The sequence below is a fragment of the Streptomyces sp. DSM 120436 genome, from assembly GCF_055778765.1.
On record NZ_JBSKBS010000002.1, the window covers coordinates 1890991 to 1911826 of the forward strand.

The window sequence follows — 20836 nt, forward strand, 5'->3', positions numbered from 1 at the left end:
ATGCGCGAGTGGGGTCATCGTCGGTGGCAGGATGTACGGTCCACGCAGATGTGGCGTGAGGGAGATATCTAGAGCATGGCAGCAGTGATCGAAAATCCGATCATCAATTCCCCGTACAAGGAACCGGCCTGGCACTGGGAACTGGACGAGCGGGGGCAGCCGACCGGTGAGCGGGTTCCCGGGCGCCGCCCTAGCGAAACCTGGATGCCCGTCCCGCGCGCCAGGAAGGGACGCAAGTCGTCGGCTGGCGTCCAGCACGAGTTGTTCTTCGACGGCATCCTGGAAGAGCGCAAAGGCCAGGATGTCATCGGCAACATCCGCAACGAGGTCGGCCGCTGGCGCACTGCGGGATACCCCAACATCACGCCGACAACCCGCCGTCTCCTGGAGTACTGGACCGACCAGGAACGGGAACGGAAGCTCTTCTTCGCCCAGGTGGAGGCGGTGGAGACTGCCATCTACCTGGCGGAGGTGGGCACGAAGCTCGGCAGGCCGTGGATCAAGACTCACCTGGAAGAAACCAACCAGGAGCACAACGCGGGGCTGCCCAGGGTCGCCCTGAAGATGGCGACGGGCGCGGGCAAGACCGTCGTGATGGCGATGTTGATCGCCTGGAACGTCCTCAACAAGGTCGCTAGCCCGCAGGACGCCCGGTTCGCCAAGCGCTTCCTCCTGGTCGCGCCCGGTGTGACCATCCGGGACCGGCTGCGGGTGCTGATGCCCTCCGACCCGAACAACTACTACAAGGAGCGGGACATCGTCCCGGCGGACCTGTGGGGTGCGCTCGGGCAGGCGCAGGTGGCGATCACCAACTACCACGCGTTCATGCTCAAGACGACGCGGGAGGGCCAGGGGCTCGCGTCCAAGACCAAGAAGCTGCTGCTGGCCAAGTCGAAGAATGATCCCTTCATCGAGACGCCCAACATGATGGTCAACCGGGTGCTGCGCGATCTGGGCGGTAGCAAGGGCGAGATCATCGTCATCAACGACGAGGCGCACCACTGCTACCAGACCCGCGGGGCCGCCCTGGAGGGAGCCGTCACCGTCGACGACCTGAAGGGAGAGGAGAAGAAGCAGGCCGAGGAGGAGAACAAGCACGCGCGCCAGTGGTTCGACGGCCTGAACCACATCATGCGCAAGACCGGCATCAAGACGGTCTACGACCTCTCCGCGACTCCCTTCTACCTGAACGGCTCGGGCTACCCGGAGGGCACCCTCTTTCCCTGGGTGGTCAGTGACTTCGGACTGCTGGACGCCATCGAGTCGGGCCTGGTCAAGATCCCTCGCGTGCCTGTGGACGACGACGCGGAGCACAAGGAGGTCTCGTACCTGAACCTGTGGGAGCACATCAGGGACGAGATGCCGAAGCGCTCCCAGAAGCCGGAGACACTCGCGGACAAGACGCTGCCGGCCGTTCTGGACGGGGCGGCCCACAGCCTGTACCGCAACTACGCGGAGGCCTTCGCGCGCTGGGAGGAGGAGACCCAGGGCACCGGCTCCACTCCCCCGGTGTTCATCGTCGTCTGCAACAACACGACGGTGTCGAAGTGGGTGTACGACCAGATCGCCGGTCACGAGCTGCCGGACAGTGGCGGACTCGGCAAGCGGGGCATGCTGGACCTCTTCTCCAACTACGACGAACAGGGCCGCCGCCACCCCGTGCCACGCACCATCCTGGTCGACTCCGCACAACTGGAGTCCGACAACCCTCAGCTGGACGCCCAGTTCAAGGCTGCGGCGGCCGAGCAGCTGGAAGCCTTCAAGGAGGAGTACCGCACACGATTCCCCGACCGGGACGTGGAGTCACTCACGGATGCCGACCTGCTGCGTGAGGTCCTGAACACCGTCGGCAAGAAGGGCAAGCTTGGGCAGGACGTGCGGTGCGTTGTCTCCGTGTCCATGCTGACGGAGGGCTGGGACGCCAACACGGTCACGCACATCCTGGGGGTCCGAGCCTTCGGCAGCCACCTGCTGTGTGAGCAGGTCGTGGGCCGTGGTCTGCGCCGCATCTCGTACGCGGTGAACGACGAGGGACTTCTGGAGCCGGAGTACGCGGATGTGTACGGCATTCCCTTCCAGTTCATCCAGACCGATCCGAACCGCGAGCTGAAGACCAAGCCGCGACCGGAGCCCAAGCACGTCCGGGCCATGAAAGACCGGGAAGAGCTGCGCATCACCTTCCCGCGGTTGGAGGGGTACCGCGTGGAGGTGGAGGAGGCGCGCTTCTACGCGGACTTCACGCAGGCGGAGCCGTTCAAGGTGAACGAACACGTAGCGACGCGGGCTGAGGTGGAAGGCCTCATCGGGAAGAGCGCCACACACACGCTGGTCGACGGCCGAGGTGTCCGAGTCCAGCAAGTGGCCTTCAAGGTGGCCAAGCTGGCTCTGGAACTCTTGGAGGATCCCAAGCAGGGGCGCAAGCCATGGATGTTTCCGAACCTCGTGCAGCTCGCGAAGGACTGGATCACTCATTGCGTTGGAACTGATAACCAGCGGGACTTGACGATCATTTCCAGCGTTTCCGAGGAGCAACTGCGGGCCGCGCAACAGTTCTTCGCCGCACTGAACCGCCAGGAGAGCAACAATTCGTCCAAGGTGCTACCTATTTTCGCGCGGTATGCGCCGGAGGGCTCCACGGACGACGTGAACTTCTACACGACCAAGGCGGTCTACGAGGCAGAACCGAACAAGTCGCCGGTGAACTATGTCGTCCTTGATGGAATAGGCGGCAACACCTGGGAGCAGATTCTGGCGACGTTGCTCGACGGCAACAAGAACGTGGAGTCGTACGTCAAGAACGATCACCTGGAGTTCGCGATCCCGTACCTTTACGCAGGTCGCACCCACCGGTACCTACCTGACTTCATCGTCCGGTTGAAGCCACAGGATGAAGAGGACGAGCAGCGTCATCTCATCGTGGAGGTGTCGGGCTCCCGAAAGTCGGCCGGCAAGCGGGCCATGAAGGCGGAGACCGCACGCATGTGGTGCGCGGCCGTTAACAACCACGGCGGGTTCGGCAGGTGGGGTTACGTCGAGCTGTCGGAGGATCCCACCAAATTCAAGGCGGGGCTGAACATGGCGATCCAGTCGCTGTACGACGACGGGGCGCTGACTGGCCTCCATGAGGACGGTCTCAAGAGCGTCGAGCGACTCAAGAACGACGATGACGACGCGGACTGGGGCGGCGACGACTACCCCTGGGACGACTTGTTCAGCGCGGCGCGCGAGGCGGAAGCCGAGCAGCGGCGGCACGACGGCAACGACGAGGAAGGGAAGTAAGGAAAATGGCCGCTCCCCGCAGAAACAGTGCGAAGACCGCCGCGAACCGCACCAAGGCCGTGCAGGCCATAAGGCATGAGGACAAGCGAGTGAACAACCCTACGGCAGACGCGTTCGACCTTGTCACGGAGGAGGTTGAGCAGGCAAAGACGCTGCTGTACCCACGTGACCCCTCACTCGATCCTCAGCTCGTCTGGAAGGGCAAGGACGAGCAGGACCGCCAGGACCTGGAGGTACCGGCCCCACCGATCTTCCGCCAGGAGCTAATCGAGCCGCGGTATCTCGTCAAGCAGCTCATGGACGAGACGAAGACGCGATGGAAGGACGGGGAAGACGATGGCACCGAGGAGGAACTGTCACTCTTCGGCACTGACTTTTTCGACGACGGCATCCCGGATGAGCTGGAGAAAATCGAGTGGTATAAGCACCAAATGAACTGGACCAACCGTATGATTCTGGGCGACTCGCTCCAGGTGATGGCAAGCCTTGCGGAGCGGGAGAATCTGCGAGGCAAGGTCCAGATGGTGTACATCGATCCGCCGTATGGGATCAAATTTAACTCGAACTGGCAGGTAACCACACGATCACGTGATGTGAAAGACGGCAACCTCTCATCTGCAACGAAGGAGGTAGAACAGCTTCGAGCCTTCCGGGATACTTGGCATCTCGGTATCCACTCGTACCTCACATACCTACGGGACCGACTCACCGCCATCCGGGACTTGCTGTCAGAATCCGGCTCCGTTTTTGTGCAAATCGGCGACGAGAATGTTCACCTGGTGCGATCTCTCCTGGATGAGGTATTCAGTCCCGAAAATTTCGTTTCACTCATCACCTACACCAAGACAGCTGGCCAGACAAGCGACTTCCTTCCCGGCACATCCGATTTCATCGTTTGGTACGCCAAGAACAAAGAAAAGGCCAAATATAGGCGCCTTTACCAAAGGCGTGAACTAGGCGGCGCCGGATCGGATAAATACAACCAGGTTGAACTCGAAGACGGAAGCCGCCTACCGCTAAAAAGGGCAGCCGACGCCGGAAAGAGCGGGCGAGCATTTCGCCTTGACAACCTCACGAGCCAGAGCATGGGGCGCGAAAAGGGGGAAGGGGCTGCCTCATGGTTCCCCGTCGAGGTCGATAATCGAACATTCCGCCCGAACATGACTTCACGCTGGAAGACAAACGAAGCAGGTATGAAGAATTTGCTTCTGGCTCGACGAGTGCAGGCAACCAGCAACACCCTCTCCTACGTTCGATACCACGACGACTTTCCTGCATTCCCCATTTCCAACACATGGACTGACATCGGAGGAATTCAGAGTCGAGTAGATCCAAAAATTTACGTTGTGCAGACCGCAAACTCTGCAATCGAACGCTGCATGCTCATGACCACTGACCCAGGTGATCTCATCCTCGACCCCACCTGCGGCTCCGGCACCACGGCCTATGTCGCCGAGCAACGGGGACGTCGCTGGATCACCATCGACTCTTCGCGCGTCGCCGTCTCTCTCGCCCGTCACCGCATCATGGGCGCTCTTTACCCCGCCTATCTCCTCGCCGACTCCCCCGAAGGAAAGGCAAAGGAAGCCGAACTTAGCCAGCAGCCGCTCGACCGCTCGCCCTCAAAACACGACATCCGCCGTGGCTTCGTTTACGAGCGCGTCCCACACATCACGTTGAAGTCGATCGCGAACAACCCCGACATCAAGGAGGGGATGACCCGCGAGCAGATCGACAAGGCGATCAAGAAGCACGCCGAGTTCGAGACCTTGTACGACCGTCCCTACGAGAACAAGAAGGCCGTACGGGTTGCCGGAGCTTTCACCGTCGAGTCCCTGTCGCCGCACCGCTCCGTCTCCTTCGACCAGGAGGTTCCGGCCTCTGAGAAGGCCGCCGAGATGATGCCGTCCGGCGCCTCCTACGAGGAGACGATCCTGGAGCACGTCAAGAAGGCGGGCGTGCAGAACGGTTACCGGAACGAGCGGCTGGAGTTCGAGTCGGTCGAGCCGGTCTCGGGTCGGATACTGACCGCCGTCGGCATCCGCAAGGGCGCCGAGGAGGGCACGCCGGCCCGCGTCGGCATCGCACTCGGTCCCGAGTACGGAACCGTCGACTCGCTCTTCATCAAGAACGCGGCCCGTGAGGCGCTCCGGTTCGGCAAGATCGACCTCCTGCTCATCCTTGGTTTCGCCTTCGACGCCAACGCGACCGAGGCGACCAACGAGATCAACCAGGAGCGAGGCGAGTTCTCCGTCATCCAGCAGCGCCAGGTCGGCAAGCTGACCGTGCTGAACGTCCGCATGAACCCGGACCTCGCCATGGGTGACGAACTCGCTAACACCGGCGCCGGCAACCTGTTCACGGTCTTCGGCGAGCCCGACATCGAGGTGACCGAGACGAGCGACGGCCAGCTCGTCGCCGAAATCAAGGGACTCGACATCTACAACCCGACGACGGGCGATGTCCGTGCCGAAGGTCCCGACGACATCATGATGTGGTCCATCGACACGAACTACGATGCCGAGGCCTTCATCGTGCGCCACGTCTACTTCTCGGGAGAGAACGGGAAGCCCACGGGTCTCAACCCGTACGAGCGGCTCGGCAAGGCGCTCAAGGGGCAGATCGACGAGGAGGCCCTGGCCACCCTCTTCACCACGAAGTCGCGTCCCTTCCCCAAGCCCGAGTCCGGCCGCATCGCGGTCAAGGTCGTCAACTACTACGGCGACGAGGTCCTCAAGGCCATCGAGGTCTGACGTCACCGCTCGCGGGGTGGGTGCCATGGCGCCACCCACCCCGCCCATTACCGGCCTCCCACACAGAGGCACCAGTCAGTTCCGGGGGGAACAATGCCGTTCACGGATGCCCAGCGCACCGCCATCAACACCCACGACGACAACCTCCTCATCGTCGCCTGTGCCGGTTCCGGCAAGACGGAGGTCATCTCGCAGCGGATCGCCCGCCTGATCGGGCGGCCCGATGTGCAGCCGAAGAACATCGTCGCCTTCACCTTCACCGAGAAGGCCGCAGGTGAGCTGAAGGAGCGTGTACACACCCGTATCCGTGAACTCCACGGCGAGGTGCACGGCCTCGCCGAGATGTACATCGGCACCATGCACGGCTATGCCTTGGATCTGCTGCACAGCCACGTCCCCGAGGCGTTCAAGTACAACGTCCTCAACGATGTGCAGACCCGCTTGATGATCGACAAGTACAGCACCCGCTCCGGGCTGACCACGACGAAGGCTGTCGTCAAAGGCGCCGAGAAGCCGCTGCGGCGCTGGGTCAACTCCAAGCTGTACCAGCAGGTCATGTCGATCCTCCGTGAGGACGACGTGGACCTCGAAGGGCTCCGCCCGGACGTCGCAGACGGGCTCGACAAGTACATGCAGCTCCTCAGTGACCGCGCCTACTTCGACTACACGGCGATCCTCCACAATGCTGCCGTTCTGCTGAACGACGACAACGACGAGGGTGACGAGTCCGTCCTGGACCTTCAGCGTCACGTCAAGGAGACCGTCAAGTACGTCGTCGTTGACGAGTACCAGGACACCAACCCGGTCCAGGAGCAGCTGATCCGCGGGCTCACCCGCCACGGGGCGAACCTCTGCGTGGTCGGCGACGACGATCAGACCATCTACCAGTGGCGCGGCAGTGCCGTCGAGAACATCCTCACGATCGAGGACCGCTATCCCAACGTCCACCGCGTTACCCTGAACGAGAACTTCCGCTCCAGTTCCGCCATCGTCGATCTCGCTCGTCACGTCGTCGAACAAATCCCTCCCAGCGAGCGTCTCAGCAAGGCAATGAAGGCAGCGGGCCATCAGACCTTCGAGCGCGGTGATCTGCTGGCGCTGGAGTTCCCGGACACTGAGGCCGAGGCCACTTGGCTCGTCGACCGCATGGAGCGGCTGCGTGGTGTTCCCTTCCACGACCGGGAAGGCAGTGAGCCGCGCGGCCTCGACTGGTCCGACTTCGCTGTCCTGTTCCGCTCCGTCAAGGCCGACGCCGGACCTCTCGTCGAAGAACTGCGCAGTCGTGGCATCCCCTACGTCATCAAGGGCCTGACCAAGCTCTTCGAGACCCCGGAGGTACAGGCGGCCGTCACCTGTTTCCGGTTCGTCGCGGGGCTGGCCGACGAGCAGGACGTCGTCGATGCATGGGTGGACGCCGGCGTCGGGCTCGCGGAGGGCGACGTTCGTGCCGGTCTTCCCGTACTCACCGCCGCCATGCAGTGGGATGCCTCCAAGCCCTGGGACTCCACCACGCTCCAGGGCGTCTTCCTCGAGTTCCTCGAAGCCGTGGAGCTGCGCGAAGAGCGCGTTCCGAACGAGCGGGGCGAACTCGTCTACTACAACCTCGGCCGCTTCTCCACCGCGATCGGGGACTTCGAGCGCATTCACCTCACCAGCGAACCCCAGCAGCGGTTCGACGCGTTCGCCAAGTGGGTCGAACACCAGGCGCCCGATTACTACGAAGAGTCCGACGGAGACAACGGCTACGCCCAGCCCAACGCCGTCGTCATCGCCACCGTCCACCAGGCCAAGGGCATGCAGTGGCCCGCGGTCTTCCTGCCTGCCCTGCGCAAGAACACCTTCCCCGCCTCCGGCCGGGGCGGGCTCGGCGTCTTCCACGTGGTCGAGGAAGAACTCATCCCAGGTGCTGCCCGCTACCGAGGCACCGAAGCAGACGAGCGGCGCCTCTTCTACGTCGCCGTCACCCGCGCCCAGAAGTACCTGGCGCTCTCCTTTGCCCCCAGCGAGAAGCGCACCGGCAAGAAGCGCTCGGACTTCTTCAACGAAGCCACGGGAGTCCATACCGTCCTGACCCGGGAGGTCGTCCCCTCCCCTGACGACCGGTTGACGCCCAGCCCCAGGCGCGGCACTCCCGAGGTCGTCATGTCCTTCTCGGACCTGAAGTACCTCTTCGAGTGCCCGTACTCCTTCAAGCTCCGCCTGCTGTACGGCTTCGACTCGCCCCTGCAGAAGGAACTCGGCTTCGGCAAGTCCTTGCACGACGTCATGGCCGAGATCCACAAGCGTGCCATCGAGGGCGACATCGCCACTCCCGAGGAGGCGGAGGACCTCGTAGACCGCCACCTGAACCTCCCGTTCGCGAACAAGGCGGCAGCCGATCAGCTCCGCCCCGCTGCCGAGACGGCCGTCCGGCGATACCTGGAGCGTCATGGCGCGACCCTGCACCAGACGCGGTACTCGGAGCAGCCCGTCGAGATCCACCCGGTCCCCGGCGTCACCGTGACGGGCCGCGTCGACCTGATCAAGCGGTTGGACACGAACGAGACGTCGGTCGTCGACTTCAAGTCCAGCGAACGGGCTCAGGCCGAGGACCTGACCCGTGACCAGTTGCATCTTTACGTGCTCGGTTACCGGGAGCTGACCGGGCAGGACGCGGACGTCGTCGAGGTACTCAACCTCGACAAAGCGGGACGCGACACCCGCGAGATGGTGGATCCGGAGGTCATGACCGACCTCGGCAAGCGGGTCACGGAGGCTGCGGAATCGCTGCGCACCAACCGACTGTCCCGCCTGGACAGCTGGTGCACGTCCTGTGCCAGCTGCGACTTCGCGGGTATCTGCCGTAGCCGCGAAGGCTGACGGACGGTCCGACCCTTCCTGGCCCGTGCGTTGGCATGGGCCAGGCGGGTCCCAGGCGCAGGCGGTACGAGCCGAGACGTGCAAGGCCGCCCGCGGCCACCGCTCACCTTGATGTCACGCCTCTGACATGAACCCCACGAACCGCGACCACTCCTCGCGGCCGACAGCGAAGTGAGGACGCGACATGTCCTTGGAGTCCCTTACGCACACGGCCTGTTCTGTGACGGCGACCTCCACGCAGTCGTCACCCTGACTGCCGCTGTAGCTGGACTTGAACCACGCCAGTTCCGGCCTCGTGCTCATAGCTCTCCTCGGAGTCGCTCCAACAGACCCCGCGAGTCCTTGGCGTTCAGGGCCTGCGAGCGCAGTGTGTCATAGCGCTGGCAGAGCAGGCTCACCTCTTTCACGTCGGAGATCAGGCGGCCGTTCTGCTGCCCCTCTGAGTACGCGAGCCGTTGCCCTTTCGGAGTCTCCAGAAGCCGCACCGGCCCGTCCAGGCAAGCATGCAGCCCTGCCTCCAACGGCACGACCTGCAGCGTCACGTTGCGCGGTGCGCTCAGCTCCAGCACATGGTCGAACATCTCCCGCATCTGGTCCGGATTCCCGAACCGGCGCCGGAAGACGTGCTCTTCGACGATGAAGCTGAACGGTGTCGTCGGTCGCTCGAACAGCATCCGCTGTCGCTCCATCCGCCGGGCCATGAAGTCTTCCAGCAGGTGGTCCGGGGCCACCGGAACGGTGCCCTCGAACACCGCCCGCGCATACCCCTCCGACTGCAACAACCCCGGCACCAGCCGGCACTCGTACGTGCACAGACTCACCGCCACCCGCTCCAGCCGGGCCCACTGCCGGAACCACGCCGCGAGTCCCGTATCGCCCCGCCCCCGTGTCACGTACTGTGAGGACTTCCGCAACGCCCCCGTGTTCCCCAGGACCTCGTCGGCGCGCTCGACGAACGCCACATCAGGCATCCGGCGCCCCAGTTCCACCGATTCCACGGTGTGCTTGGAGAAGCGCACCAGGTCCGCGAACTCGGCCCGGCTGTAGCCCGCGTGCTCGCGCAGTGCCTGCTGGAAGGCGCCCCAGGTCCGCAGGCTGTCCGAGGGATCGGGCTCCCGGTCCGTCTCGCCGCACGGCGCGTCACCGCCGTCCACCACACCGCCCTCGGCCATCCTCAGCCACCTCCGGTTCCGTACCCGCGCCGTTCGCCGTCCTGCAGTCGACGACACTCAGCGTGACGTATGAACCGTCGTACCGTCCACGGAATGTGCCCGTACGCTGACGCAGCGTACGGTCCGTGCGCCTGGGACATGCCTCGCCCACCCGCACCGTGGCTTCATGAGCACGATCACGTCCCAACGCTCCCCGCTCGGCCGAACGTTCGTCCAGCTCCTGCCGTCATCGAACGCGTCGAACAGATCGTGGCGGTACTCGGGGTCAGCGCGTCCCTGCACGGCCGTGTGTCACGGCGGGCGGATCCGACCAGACGGCTGGGCGCGGTTCACCCGCTGCGTGGCAGCGCTACCGAACGCAATCCTCCGCCCTGCCGATGAATCGAGGTCGGACGCCAGGTGAGCCCGCCGCGCTTCAGCCCGCTCGACACGGAACCAGGAGGCGCTGACAGTGACCTCGTACACGAGGGGTTGGCCCTCAAACGGCGCCCCGTCTGAGCAGGCAGGAGCCGCCGCAAAACGCTCCGGAACCGGCAGCCTGAGTGGAAGAATCCCCTGATACCTCACGACTCAAGGAGCTCAAGGCATGGCCATGGATGCCCACGACGGACCGGTTCCGGACGAAGACGCACGCGGGCAACGAGTCCTCGGCCTCCTGGACAAAGCGATCAGCGCCCAGAGCCCACTGGTGCGCAAGAACATCGCACGGGCCCGCCAGCGGAATCCGGAGGCGACACCGGCGCAGGTGATACGCAACCTGGAGCGGATGTACGTCAGTGCCTTGAGCGGGACAGGTGCCGCGGTCGGGGGAACCGCGGCCGCGCCCGGGGTCGGTACCGGAGTCGCCCTGGCACTGTCGGCCGGTCAGGCCCTGTCGTCTCTCGAGCTGACCGCCCTCTTCGCCCTCTCGGTCGCGGAAGTCCACGGGGTCCCCATCGACGAGGTGGAGCGGCGCCGGACGATCGTCATGGGCATCATGCTCGGGGGAAGCGGCTCCACCACGATCACCAAGGTGGCCGAGCGCACGGGGCAGCACTGGGGGCGTCAGGTTGTCGCCAAGACGCCGGTCGAGACGCTGCGTCAGGTCAACAAGGTCCTGGGGCCGAACTTCATCACGAAGTACGGGACCAAGCAGGGGATCATCGTTCTCGGCCGGGTGGCACCGTTCGGCATCGGCGCCGTGATCGGTGGTGGCGCCAACGCCGCCATGGCCGCTCTGGCCGTGAGGGCCAGTCGTCGCGCGTTCGGCCCTGCTCCGGCATCGCGGGACGGCTGACGCCCAGCACACCGACCGCGTGCGGGAACCCGCTCGCTGCCTGGATGCATTGGAGGGCGTCGAGCGGCTCTTCCCCACCGGAGTCGGCTAACGGCACCGTGCAGTCACCTCCGGGCCGTCTGGACGGGGTGACGCTGAATCTTCCGTCCGAGTAGCCGACGAGGTGCTGGCCGGGACCAGCAGGGCGCAGCAGGGTCAAGCTCCTCTCCCGTCGACGGCTCGTTCACCGCCTGCGCGACCATCTGGACGGAGCGGGCCGTGGCTCCCGGTCGTCAGACCGCGACCACGTGCACGTCCGTCGGCGCAAGGACGGCCAGGTAGGCGTGGATGTCTCCCGGGTCGGTGGTGAAGATCACCGCGCTGCCGTGCCGGGCCGCCGCCAGTGCGACCCAGGCGTCCACCGCGTCCGGCCGCTTCTTCGCTGGCAGGGCCGCCCGGCCCAGGGCGGTGCCGATGCGCCGCCAGTCCGCGAGGTCCGGACCCGTCGCACAGGCCAGGCACTCCGGGCGTCCCGCCTTGGTCTCCCGCATGGGCGGTTCGGACGTACGGGCCTGGGGAACCGTGCAGTCCTTCAGAACGCCGGACAGGGCGTGCACCAGAGCCGGCTGGGGGCGCCACACCTGGGCGAGGACCGGTCCGAGCACCAGCGCCCGGTGCGGAGCCTGGCGCAGTCCCTCGTGGAGAGCAACCGCCTTGGCCTTGCGGTCGGCGAGTGCGATGAGCATCCCGGTGTCGTAGACCGGCACCCGTGCGCTCACGCGGCGTGCCCCGGCCGACGGCTTTGCCGGTCCCGGCCCTGGACGAGCCCCAGGGCCTCCTCGACCTCACGGCGCTCCTGCTCCGTCAGCTCCGCGGCAGGTTCGGAATCGCGTTCGGCGGGGAGCCCGTCCGCTGCCTGCTCCGCCCGGGCGATGAGTGCGTCCACCTCGGCGAACTGTTCCTCTATGGCGTCGCTCTCCGCCATCTGGCGCGTTGCGGCGTGGACCAGGTACGCCGAGACGTCCATGCCCGCCCGTTCCGCATGCCGCTTGATGCGTTCGGCCTGGTCCTGCTCCAGGCTGATGCTGATCCGAGTCTTCGCCATGAAGGCATGGTAATACGCGTATGACGGTGGTGCGAGTACCGATCGTCGCGAGCAGTCGGAGAGGCCCTCTCCTGGCGTCCGGTCCCCCAGCTCACCCGCCCACCGGTTCCACCGCCCGCCCGACGCGGCGGGCCTGCGCTCCGGCGGCGATCCGTCGCCGCGTCCGGGGTGCCAGAGCCCCGATCACCCGGTCGGCGTCGTCCCGCCAGGCACACAGCTCCGCATGCGTGGGAGCCAGCTCATAGCCGTGATAGTGGCAGGCCCGGCTGAGACCGGCCCAGGTCGTCGACCAGCGGCGGGCCGTCTCGGGGCCGGCGTAGGACTCCAGGCACGGGGACTGGGCGTGAGGTGAGCATCGGGCCAGCTGCGGTGTGCGGGCGTGCCAGTAGCGGCGCAGGGCTTCCTCGAGGGCGTGGCGCAGCAGCAGTGCCACGGCGCGTGGCCGGACGCCCGTGGTGGAGGTGGTGGCCGTGCCGAGCAGCCGGTCGGCGGCCGCGAGCAGTTCCTCCGGCGTCGAGGCGGACGGCTGTGGAGGCGGAAGAGGTGCAGGGAGCAGGGGCGTGCGCGCGGACGGGACGGGTGCGGCCGGACGGATCGTGGTCACAGGGACCGCACCGCCTTCGCGAGGTCCGCGGTGCGGCGGATGATCTCCTCCACGTCGCCGACGGGCACGGCTTCGTGGGTGCCCTTGTTGCACCACCGGATGTGGTCGGCGGCCTGCTGACCGCAAGCCCGGGTGAGGTCGTCCATGGCTTCGCCCACCCTGTCGGTTTGTCCGTAGAGGGCGAGAGAGGCCAGTTCGGTGAGCTTGCGGGCTTTGGCGATGTGCTGCTCGATCTCGGCGTGCGGCAGGCCCGCGCCGAGGAGCCGGCGCCGGGCGGGTTCCAGGAGTGCGGCTTCCAGGGCGGTGCGGAGGTACGGCACGCGGAAGAGCCCGTCGGCCGGGTCGGTGAGGAAGTCCTCCAGCGCGTCCTGGGTGTCGGGCTCGGCCGGCGCGAACGTCGTCGTCAGGTACTCGACCGTCGTGTCACGCCGTGTCCGCGCGGCGAGTGTCGGTCTCATGCCGCGCTGCGGCCCCCGTCTCCCGAGCCGTCCCGTGATCCGAATCGATCACGGACCACCTTACGTGGAGGGTCGGACACCGCCCCACGGTTCTCTCATATCCGGCGAACACCGCTCGGTGTCACTGGTCGTCGGGCCACAGACGGAACGCGGTGTGCCCGGTCAGCGGGCGCACCATGCGGAAGTGGCGGCGGTCCAGCGTGAGGATCGCGTCCGTGCGGTATTCGGCCGCCATCACCACGTTCATTGTGTCCGTGAGACCGATCTGCGGGTACCTGCGCATGGTGACGAGCGCCGTCGACAGGTGCGGTTCGATCTCCGGGACCGCGTACCGGCGTACGGCGGTCTGGTCCCGGACGTACCCCAGGGCCGCCTGCGCCGCCTCGGGCCCGACCCGGGTACTCAACAGGTAGTCGAGCTCGGCGAGAACCAGCGGGCTCACCACCAGGTGGGAGGCGTCCGCGACGGCTTTGCGGCAGGCCGCGTGCTCGGGAGCATCCGCGTCGAACAGGGAGAACAGACCCGAGGTGTCGGCAATGAGCACGGTCACGCGCCGAAACCTTCCAGGTACGAGCCACGGCCCTCGGACCAGTCGATCCTGGAGCCGCTGTGGAACACGGGGATGTCGTCTTCACCCATCGGGTCCGTGGGATGGTCGGGTACGGGCTCCTCCGTGACCGGCGACAGTATGGCGACCGGGCGCCCGTTCTTGGTCACCGTGATCCGCTCACCCCGCTCGGCCGCAGCAAGGATCTTCGAAGCGTTCTGATTAAACTCACGCGCCGTCGTCTCCATGTAGTACAAGGTACTACGGTCACGGACGCGGTGCTCTGGAGCATGCGCCGCTGCGCGTCCGGCGCGCAGCGCGTCGAGGTGCCCCATCCGTTCAGCTCCGCTCTGCCCGGAGCCTTGCGGCCGTCCCGGCGAGCGAGACCGACCGCTCCAGCCCTTCGGACCGGGCTTCGTCAGCCAGCCTGTTGAGCCACACCTCTTCGGCATGTTCGGCGATGCGCCGCACCTCAGCAGGGGCCGCGATCTCGCACTCCGCCCAGACCGTCTTGCCCGGACCGTCCGGCCGCGGGCACCAGTCCCAGCGGGTGGCCAGGGCGGCGACCAGGAGGAGGCCCCGGCCGGTTTCGTCCACGGCGGGGACCTCGGGCCGGGGTCCTCCCGGCCGGAGCGGGACCCGTTCGCCCCGGGTGTCGGTGACCTCGACGCGGACGGTGGCGGAACGGGGTCCGGCGTGGAGGAGCCCGAGGCGCAGGTGGAAGTCCCGGCCGGGGACGTTGCCGTGCAGCACGGCGTTCGCCGTCAGCTCGGCGACGATCACCAGGATCGCGTCGTGGTCGTCGGTGCCGTACGGGACGCCCCAGGCGTCCAGGCGGACGGCGGCGAGGTGGCGGGCGAGACGGGCTCCGCGCGGGGTCGAGGTGAAGCGCATCGCGAAGGTGCGGGACGCCGGCGCGGGTTCGGGTGGGACGGCGCCCAAGCGAGCGGTGGGGGTGGCGAGCCGGCCGGGGCCGGTGGGACCGGCGGGGTTGTTCGTCATGCCGACCACGGTCCCGCCGGTCGCGTAGCGTGACCAGTGGTGACGCACCGACGCGGACCGCTGTACGCGACGTGTCGGCGCGAGTACGTGACGTGCGGCGTGACGGAGTCCCCCGCGGGCGCGTTGGGCCGGAGAAGGCGGTGGTCGATGACGAAGCGTACGGGCGCGGACGCCCTGGCGGGCGGCGGGGACGGCGGAACGGTCGTGAGTGTCGGGGACGGATGGGAGAGCGACGACGGCGGGGGCGGCGCGCGCCGTCCCGAGGACGGGGCGGGGAAGGGCGTGGTCGCCGCGTTCGGGCAGAGCCTGAAGACGCTGCGGCTGCGGAAGGGCCTGGACCGGGCGGAGTTCGGGAGCCGGATCGGGTATTCCGCGGCCACGGTCGCGTCGTTCGAGCAGGGGCGGAGGATCCCGTCGCCCCGGACCATCGAGCGGGCGGACGAGGTGCTGGGGGCGGACGGGCTGCTGTGCGTGTGGAAGGAGGAGGTGGAGCGGGCCCAGTACCCGGTGTTCTTCCAGGGGATGGCGACGCTGGAGAAGGAGGCCGTCGAGCTGCTCGCCTACGACACGCTTGTCGTCAAGGGGTTGCTCCAGACCGAGGAGTACATGCGGGCAGTGCTCGCAATGCGGCGCCCGCCTCTGGACCAGGAGACCACTGAACAGCGAGTGGCTGCACGGCTGGCCCGGCAGGACATCTTCGACCGGACCCCCTCACCGCTGTTGAGCTTCGTCATGGACGAGTCGGTGCTGCAGCGTCCGTACGGAGGGAAGGACGTGCTACGAGGCCAGCTGGAGCACCTGCTGCTGATCGGCCGGAAGCGTAACGTCGAGATTCAGATCATGCCGGTCAGGGCCGAGGACAACGCGGGCGTGAACGGGCCGTTCACGGTTGTCACACGCAAGGACGGCAAGAAGTTCGCGTACGCCGAAGCGCAAGGCATCGGCTCCCTGCAGACCGACCCCGAACAAGCAACTCTCGCACACGCGCGCTATGGGATCATCCGGTCACAGGCTCTCCCACCACGAGAGTCACTGGAGCTCATCGAAGGGGTGCTGGGATCGCTATGAACAACGCTGAATCCTCGACCGTCGCCTCCGGCCGCGCCTGGTTCAAGAGCAGCTACAGCGGAACCGAGGGCGGCGATTGCGTAGAGGTCGCGGCCGGTACGGCAGTTGTGCACGTCCGGGACTCCAAGGCCGTCGCCGGGCCCGTCGTCACGGTGTCGCGTGACGCGTGGGCGGGGTTCGTCGGGCTGGCCTCCTCGGAGCGGAGCGTCTGACACTCGTACGGTCACGGGAGCCCTGCCGCGCCTTGCGGGCGGCAGGGATCCCGTGTGCGCCGGGCGCCTGATCAGCCCTCCGGGTCTCCCGGGGGCCGGGTGTCACCGGGCTCCCAGCCGTCCCGCGCGCAGCGGGAGCGCCGCGGCGGACGGCCGTGACGAGGCCGCTCAGGGGCGATTTTCGGCCGGTTCCGCGTTCGAGCAAATCCGGTCATCAAGCGGTCTGTCGTTGCTGATGAATGATCAATAACCTTGCGCAGTACACGAAATACGATCGCAGGGAGCCCCATGTCCACCGCCCAGCAGGTGCCCGACATCCTCTCGCCCGAGTTCGCCGCCGACCCCTACCCGGCCTACCGCGTGATGCGGGAGACCTCGCCCCTCATCTGGCACGAGCCGACCAAGAGCTACATCGTCTCGCGCTACGAGGACGTCGAGCGCGTCTTCAAGGACAAGGCCGGCGAGTTCACCACCGACAACTACGCCTGGCAGCTCGAACCGGTGCACGGCAAGACGATTCTCCAGCTCAGCGGACGTGAGCACGCCGTCCGCCGCGCGCTGGTCGCGCCCGCCTTCCGCGGCAGCGACCTGGAGCAGAAGTTCCTGCCGGTCATCGAGCGCAACTCCCGTGAGCTGATCGACGCCTTCCGGCACACCGGCTCCGCGGACCTGGTGAACGACTACGCGACCCGTTTCCCGGTCAACGTCATCGCCGACATGCTGGGCCTGGACAAGGCCGACCACCCCCGTTTCCACCGCTGGTACACCGCCGTCATCGCCTTCCTCGGCAACCTCTCGGGGGACCCCGGGGTCACGGAGGCCGGTGAGCGGACCCGGGTGGAGTTCGCCGAGTACATGCTGCCGATCATCCGCGAGCGCCGGGAGAACCCGGGCGACGACCTGCTGTCGGTGCTGTGCGCCGCCGAGGTGGACGGCGTGCGGATGAGCGACGAGGACGTCAAGGCGTTCTGCAGCCTGCTGCTGGCCGCCGGCGGCGAGACCACCGACAAGGCCATCGCCGGCATCTTCGCGAACCTGCTCGCCCACCCCGACCAGCTCGCCGCCGTCCGCGCCGACCGCTCGCTGATACCGCGCGCCTTCGCCGAGACCCTGCGGTACACCCCGCCCGTCCACATGATCATGCGGCAGTCCGCGACGGAGGTCACCCTCAGCGGCGGCACCGTACCCCCCGGCGCCACCGTCACCTGCCTGATAGGCGCCGCCAACCGGGACGAGCGCCGTTACGCCGACCCGGACCGGTTCGACATCTTCCGCGAGGACCTGTCCACCACCAAGGCCTTCTCCGCCGCCGCCGACCACCTCGCGTTCGCGCTGGGCCGGCACTTCTGCGTCGGCGCGCTGCTGGCCAAGGCCGAGGTGGAGATCGGCGTCGGCCAGCTCCTCGACGCCATGCCGGACGTGCGGCTCGCCGAGGGGGTCCAGCCGGCCGAGCAGGGCGTGTTCACCCGCGGCCCGCAGAGCCTGCCGGTCCGGTTCACGCCGGTCCAGGGCTGACCGCGCCGGTCACCGTCGTCGGACGCACCGTCGCCGGTCGCCGCCGTACGCGCCGCCCCCGCCCCGGCCGGGTCCCGCCGCACCGGGCCGACCGCGGGGGCAGCGCCCGCCCGTACGTCCGAACGCCCACGCACGAGACCGCGGACGCCCACGCACGAGACCGCGGACGCCCGCACGCGCCCCCGCGGGCGCCCCGCCTCGCCGGAGCGTCCCGCGCGCCGCGGAGCGCTCCCGCCCCGGCGGAGCGCTAATGCACCACCGGGGTGAACTGCACCGGCAGTTCCATCAGGCCCCGCATCCAGATCGACGGACGCCAGACCAGCTCCTCCGCCTCGACGGACAGGACCAGGTCCGGCAGCCGCTCCAGCAGCGTCTCGACCGCCGTCCGCGCCATCACGTCCGCCAGCAGCGGGGCCGGGTACGGGCAGCGGTGCTCGCCGTTGCTGAACGACAGGTGCGCCGCGTTCTCCGCGCCCACGTGGCCCTCGGGCCAGATCTGCGGGTCGGTGTTGGCCGCGGCCAGGCCCAGGACCACGCAGTCGCCGGCCTTGATCTGCCGGCCGCCGAGCTGGACGTCCCGCACCGCCCAGCGCCCGATGAAGTTCTGCGTCGGGGTGTCCAGCCACAGCACCTCGTTGAGCGCCTCGCCGACGCTGAGCCGGCCGCCCGAGACGTTCACGGCGAAGCGTTCGTCCGTCAGCAGCAGACGCAGGGTGTTGCAGACCCAGTTGGCCGTCGGCTGCTCGGCCGCCGAGATCACCGAGATGAGGTCCTGGACGATCTCCTCGTCCGAGAGTCCCGCCGGGTCCGTGATCATGCGCGAGGTGACGTCCGGACCGGGCGCCGTCCGCTTCTCCTTGACCAGCTCCCGCAGCCGTTCGCCCACCCGGTTGTACCCGGCGACCGGGTCCTCGCCCTCCGCGGCGTCCAGGGAGATGCGCAGGTCGTCGACGAGCCCACGGGTGTCCTCGCCGGTCGCCGGCATGCCGCACATCTGTACGACGGCGCGCATCAGCAGGGGATGCACGTAGTCGGACATCAGTTCGGCCTGGCCGCTGCCGGCGAACCGGGCGATGAGGTCGTCGGCGATCAGCCGGCACTCGTTGGCCAGTTCGAACTGGTCGACGCCCTCCAGTGCCTCGGTGATCACCCCGGCCCGCCGCCGGTGCTCGTCGCCCTCGGCGAACAGCACCGACGGCTGGTAGCCGACGTACGGCAGCAGCGGCCAGTCCGACGGGATGTTCTCCCACTGGTTCCAGCGCCGGGAGTCCCGCGCGAACAGCTCGTCGTGACTGGTCACATAGGTGAGCTCGGTGTAGCCCAGCACCAGCCAGGCCGGGATGCCGCCGTCGAGCAGCACCGGCGCGACGGGGCCGTGTTCACGGCGCATCGTGCGGTAGAGCTGCGAGGGCGTCTGCTGGAAGTCCAGCCCGGTCAGGCTCACCGCGCCGGCGTGCGCGGGGCGCCCCGGGGGCGGCTCGTCGCCGGGGTGGACCGGGTGCGCGAAGGGAGCGGCCGGATCGGTCACAGTGTCGCCTCCTTGGCGGTGGCCAGGTCGTGGAGGTGGTTCACGAGGGTGATCAGCACGTCCTTGCCGGAGGCCCGGACCCGGGCGTCGCAGTCGACCATCGGCACGTGCGCGGGGAGGGCGAGCGCCTGGCGTATCTCGTCCAGGGAGTACCGGACGCCGTTGTCGTCGAACCGGTTGACGGCCACCACGAACGGCGTGCCGTGGTGCTCGAGGCGGTCGATGGCGTACCAGGAGTCGTCCATCCTCCGCGTGTCCACGAGGACCACGGCGCCCAGGGTGCCGGAGAACAGCCGGTCCCACAGGAACCAGAAGCGCTCCTGCCCGGGCGCGCCGAACAGGTACAGCACCATGCGGTCGTTGAGGCTGATCCGTCCGAAGTCGAAGGCGACCGTGGTGGTGGTCTTCGTGGCCACCCCGTCGGTCTCGTCGACGCCCACGCCGGCCTGGGTCATCACCTCCTCGGTGTTCAGCGGCCGGATCTCGCTCACGGAACGGACCAGGGTCGTCTTGCCCACGCCGAACCCGCCCACGACGACGATCTTCAGACCCGTCTCCGCGGTGTCGCGGAGCGGTGTGCGGTGGGTGGGCAGCTCAGAGGTTGCGGAGTCCATGGAGCACCTCTTGGAGTAGGGCGGAATCGGGCAGGGAGGCGACGGACGCCGCCGCGCGCGGGTGGCGCGCGGTGATGCGTCCGGTGTCCAGCAGGTCGCCGAGCAGGATGCGTACGACCGTGACCGGCAGCCCGAGTTCCGCGGCGATCTCGACGACGGCGACGGGGTGTGCGCACAGCTCCAGGATCCGGACGTGCTCCGACTGCATCCCCGGCGTCGGCGCGCTCTCGCTGACGATCAGGGTGACCAGGTCGAAGGACTCGTCGGCGCGGCTGCGTCCGCCGGTGACGGTGTAGAGCCGGTCCGGGTCGCCCGTGTCGACGGGTTTGCGGGGGGTCACGAGGTTCCGCTCCCCGCGGCCTCGGTTCGCGGTTCGGCCCGCAGGTGGTCGCCGATCTGCTCGACCAGCTCCGTCATCTGGTGGCCGACCACGCCGGGGTCGGCGTCCTCCCCGGCGACGACGGCGAGGTGCGCGCCCTGGCCGGCCTCCACGATGAACAGCAGGCCGCCGTGGAACTCGGTCATCGACTGCCGTACGCCGCCGGTGCCGTCGCCGAACTCCATGGAGGCGCCCTGGGCGAGGGCCTGGATGCCGGAGCAGATGGCCGAGAGCTGGTCGGCGAGGTCGAGGGTCAGGTGCTCGCTCCAGCAGAGCTTGAGGCCGTCACGGGAGAGGACCAGGGCGTGCCGTGCGCCGGGGGTCCGCTCCAGGAGACCCTGCAGGAGCCAGTTGAGGCTGTTGTCGGTGGTCGTGGTCTGCATGGTGGGTGATGGGACGGTGGTGTCCGGCGTGCCGGTCACCGGCCCGTTCCTCCTATCTCACGTGCTCGAGCGGGAAGGGGCGCCGTCGCCCCGGACGCCGTAC

General features: G+C 67.5%; 20 protein-coding genes. 7 read left to right on the plus strand and 13 right to left on the minus strand.

Features of this window, described 5'->3' with window-relative positions; genetic code table 11:
• Positions 1 to 75 precede the first annotated feature (75 nt).
• From ACWH4W_RS30665 to ACWH4W_RS30675, 3 genes are all read left to right on the plus strand, one after another.
• Positions 76 to 3279 carry a BPTD_3080 family restriction endonuclease gene (locus ACWH4W_RS30665; protein ID WP_473079061.1) on the plus strand — a complete coding sequence of 1068 codons (3204 nt, stop codon included), beginning with the start codon at positions 76 to 78 and terminating at the stop codon, positions 3277 to 3279.
• A 5-nt stretch (positions 3280 to 3284) separates the two neighbouring features.
• The gene (locus tag ACWH4W_RS30670; protein WP_473079062.1) at positions 3285 to 6032 is read left to right on the plus strand and encodes a site-specific DNA-methyltransferase; all 2748 of its coding nucleotides are present in this window, start codon (positions 3285 to 3287) and stop codon (positions 6030 to 6032) included.
• A 93-nt stretch (positions 6033 to 6125) separates the two neighbouring features.
• Positions 6126 to 8891: an ATP-dependent helicase gene (locus ACWH4W_RS30675; protein ID WP_473079063.1), complete on the plus strand. Its 2766-nt coding sequence runs from the start codon at positions 6126 to 6128 to the stop codon at positions 8889 to 8891.
• 114 nt (positions 8892 to 9005) lie between these two features.
• Here the strand turns inward: ACWH4W_RS30675 and ACWH4W_RS30680 are convergent, their stop codons facing one another.
• The gene (locus tag ACWH4W_RS30680) at positions 9006 to 9194 is read right to left on the minus strand and encodes a DUF397 domain-containing protein (protein ID WP_473079064.1); all 189 of its coding nucleotides are present in this window, start codon (positions 9192 to 9194) and stop codon (positions 9006 to 9008) included.
• A complete protein-coding gene (locus tag ACWH4W_RS30685) occupies positions 9191 to 10063 on the minus strand; it encodes a helix-turn-helix domain-containing protein (protein WP_473079065.1) in 873 nt (290 codons plus the stop codon). The genes ACWH4W_RS30680 and ACWH4W_RS30685 overlap by 4 nt, the downstream gene beginning before the upstream one ends.
• A gap of 586 nt (positions 10064 to 10649) precedes the next feature.
• On the opposite strand from ACWH4W_RS30685, the gene ACWH4W_RS30690 reads away from it, so the two are divergent.
• Complete coding sequence (locus tag ACWH4W_RS30690) at positions 10650 to 11339, plus strand: hypothetical protein (protein ID WP_473079066.1); 690 nt, start codon at positions 10650 to 10652, stop codon at positions 11337 to 11339.
• A 272-nt stretch (positions 11340 to 11611) separates the two neighbouring features.
• On the opposite strand, the gene ACWH4W_RS30695 is transcribed toward ACWH4W_RS30690, so the two are convergent.
• The 7 genes from ACWH4W_RS30695 to ACWH4W_RS30725 form a co-directional block, all read right to left on the minus strand.
• Complete coding sequence (locus ACWH4W_RS30695; RefSeq protein ID WP_469988436.1) at positions 11612 to 12097, minus strand: hypothetical protein; 486 nt, start codon at positions 12095 to 12097, stop codon at positions 11612 to 11614.
• Positions 12094 to 12423 carry a plasmid mobilization protein gene (locus ACWH4W_RS30700; protein WP_473079067.1) on the minus strand — a complete coding sequence of 110 codons (330 nt, stop codon included), beginning with the start codon at positions 12421 to 12423 and terminating at the stop codon, positions 12094 to 12096. The genes ACWH4W_RS30695 and ACWH4W_RS30700 overlap by 4 nt, the downstream gene beginning before the upstream one ends.
• Positions 12424 to 12514: 91 nt before the next feature.
• On the minus strand, positions 12515 to 13027 hold the full coding sequence (locus ACWH4W_RS30705; protein WP_473079068.1) for a hypothetical protein: 513 nt from the start codon (positions 13025 to 13027) through the stop codon (positions 12515 to 12517).
• Complete coding sequence (locus ACWH4W_RS30710) at positions 13024 to 13485, minus strand: hypothetical protein (protein ID WP_473079069.1); 462 nt, start codon at positions 13483 to 13485, stop codon at positions 13024 to 13026. Before ACWH4W_RS30710 ends, ACWH4W_RS30705 begins: the two co-directional genes overlap by 4 nt.
• A gap of 121 nt (positions 13486 to 13606) precedes the next feature.
• Complete coding sequence (locus tag ACWH4W_RS30715) at positions 13607 to 14035, minus strand: PIN domain-containing protein (RefSeq protein ID WP_473079070.1); 429 nt, start codon at positions 14033 to 14035, stop codon at positions 13607 to 13609.
• Positions 14032 to 14280 carry a type II toxin-antitoxin system Phd/YefM family antitoxin gene (locus ACWH4W_RS30720; RefSeq protein ID WP_473079071.1) on the minus strand — a complete coding sequence of 83 codons (249 nt, stop codon included), beginning with the start codon at positions 14278 to 14280 and terminating at the stop codon, positions 14032 to 14034. The genes ACWH4W_RS30715 and ACWH4W_RS30720 overlap by 4 nt, the downstream gene beginning before the upstream one ends.
• Positions 14281 to 14371: 91 nt before the next feature.
• Positions 14372 to 15034 carry an ATP-binding protein gene (locus ACWH4W_RS30725; RefSeq protein WP_473079072.1) on the minus strand — a complete coding sequence of 221 codons (663 nt, stop codon included), beginning with the start codon at positions 15032 to 15034 and terminating at the stop codon, positions 14372 to 14374.
• 147 nt (positions 15035 to 15181) lie between these two features.
• Between ACWH4W_RS30725 and ACWH4W_RS30730 the strand changes: the two genes are divergently transcribed.
• From ACWH4W_RS30730 to ACWH4W_RS30740, 3 genes are all read left to right on the plus strand, one after another.
• Positions 15182 to 16102: a helix-turn-helix domain-containing protein gene (locus ACWH4W_RS30730; protein ID WP_391662625.1), complete on the plus strand. Its 921-nt coding sequence runs from the start codon at positions 15182 to 15184 to the stop codon at positions 16100 to 16102.
• Positions 16099 to 16314: a DUF397 domain-containing protein gene (locus ACWH4W_RS30735; protein ID WP_391662556.1), complete on the plus strand. Its 216-nt coding sequence runs from the start codon at positions 16099 to 16101 to the stop codon at positions 16312 to 16314. Before ACWH4W_RS30730 ends, ACWH4W_RS30735 begins: the two co-directional genes overlap by 4 nt.
• A gap of 288 nt (positions 16315 to 16602) precedes the next feature.
• Positions 16603 to 17829 carry a cytochrome P450 gene (locus tag ACWH4W_RS30740; protein ID WP_473079073.1) on the plus strand — a complete coding sequence of 409 codons (1227 nt, stop codon included), beginning with the start codon at positions 16603 to 16605 and terminating at the stop codon, positions 17827 to 17829.
• A gap of 247 nt (positions 17830 to 18076) precedes the next feature.
• Here the strand turns inward: ACWH4W_RS30740 and ACWH4W_RS30745 are convergent, their stop codons facing one another.
• From ACWH4W_RS30745 to ACWH4W_RS30760, 4 genes are read right to left on the minus strand one after another with little or no spacing between them, the layout of a single operon-like run.
• On the minus strand, positions 18077 to 19357 hold the full coding sequence (locus tag ACWH4W_RS30745) for a cytochrome P450 (RefSeq protein WP_473079074.1): 1281 nt from the start codon (positions 19355 to 19357) through the stop codon (positions 18077 to 18079).
• Positions 19354 to 19971, minus strand: coding sequence for a GTP-binding protein (locus ACWH4W_RS30750; protein ID WP_473079075.1), 618 nt, complete (start codon positions 19969 to 19971; stop codon positions 19354 to 19356). Before ACWH4W_RS30750 ends, ACWH4W_RS30745 begins: the two co-directional genes overlap by 4 nt.
• The gene (locus ACWH4W_RS30755) at positions 19952 to 20311 is read right to left on the minus strand and encodes a DUF742 domain-containing protein (RefSeq protein WP_106414478.1); all 360 of its coding nucleotides are present in this window, start codon (positions 20309 to 20311) and stop codon (positions 19952 to 19954) included. The genes ACWH4W_RS30750 and ACWH4W_RS30755 overlap by 20 nt, the downstream gene beginning before the upstream one ends.
• Positions 20308 to 20733: a roadblock/LC7 domain-containing protein gene (locus ACWH4W_RS30760; protein ID WP_473079076.1), complete on the minus strand. Its 426-nt coding sequence runs from the start codon at positions 20731 to 20733 to the stop codon at positions 20308 to 20310. Before ACWH4W_RS30760 ends, ACWH4W_RS30755 begins: the two co-directional genes overlap by 4 nt.
• Positions 20734 to 20836: the final 103 nt, after the last annotated feature.

Bases quoted from the DNA above. Each gene is read 5' to 3' on its own strand.
- ACWH4W_RS30665 (WP_473079061.1), top strand. From the start codon at position 76: ATGGCAGCAGTGATCGAAAATCCGATCATCAATTCCCCGTACAAGGAA.
- ACWH4W_RS30670 (WP_473079062.1), top strand. From the start codon at position 3,285: ATGGCCGCTCCCCGCAGAAACAGTGCGAAGACCGCCGCGAACCGCACC.
- ACWH4W_RS30675 (WP_473079063.1), top strand. From the start codon at position 6,126: ATGCCGTTCACGGATGCCCAGCGCACCGCCATCAACACCCACGACGAC.
- ACWH4W_RS30680 (WP_473079064.1), bottom strand. From the start codon at position 9,194: ATGAGCACGAGGCCGGAACTGGCGTGGTTCAAGTCCAGCTACAGCGGC.
- ACWH4W_RS30685 (WP_473079065.1), bottom strand. From the start codon at position 10,063: ATGGCCGAGGGCGGTGTGGTGGACGGCGGTGACGCGCCGTGCGGCGAG.
- ACWH4W_RS30690 (WP_473079066.1), top strand. From the start codon at position 10,650: ATGGCCATGGATGCCCACGACGGACCGGTTCCGGACGAAGACGCACGC.
- ACWH4W_RS30700 (WP_473079067.1), bottom strand. From the start codon at position 12,423: ATGGCGAAGACTCGGATCAGCATCAGCCTGGAGCAGGACCAGGCCGAA.
- ACWH4W_RS30710 (WP_473079069.1), bottom strand. From the start codon at position 13,485: ATGAGACCGACACTCGCCGCGCGGACACGGCGTGACACGACGGTCGAG.
- ACWH4W_RS30720 (WP_473079071.1), bottom strand. From the start codon at position 14,280: ATGGAGACGACGGCGCGTGAGTTTAATCAGAACGCTTCGAAGATCCTT.
- ACWH4W_RS30725 (WP_473079072.1), bottom strand. From the start codon at position 15,034: ATGACGAACAACCCCGCCGGTCCCACCGGCCCCGGCCGGCTCGCCACC.
- ACWH4W_RS30730 (WP_391662625.1), top strand. From the start codon at position 15,182: ATGACGAAGCGTACGGGCGCGGACGCCCTGGCGGGCGGCGGGGACGGC.
- ACWH4W_RS30735 (WP_391662556.1), top strand. From the start codon at position 16,099: ATGAACAACGCTGAATCCTCGACCGTCGCCTCCGGCCGCGCCTGGTTC.
- ACWH4W_RS30740 (WP_473079073.1), top strand. From the start codon at position 16,603: ATGTCCACCGCCCAGCAGGTGCCCGACATCCTCTCGCCCGAGTTCGCC.
- ACWH4W_RS30750 (WP_473079075.1), bottom strand. From the start codon at position 19,971: ATGGACTCCGCAACCTCTGAGCTGCCCACCCACCGCACACCGCTCCGC.
- ACWH4W_RS30760 (WP_473079076.1), bottom strand. From the start codon at position 20,733: ATGCAGACCACGACCACCGACAACAGCCTCAACTGGCTCCTGCAGGGT.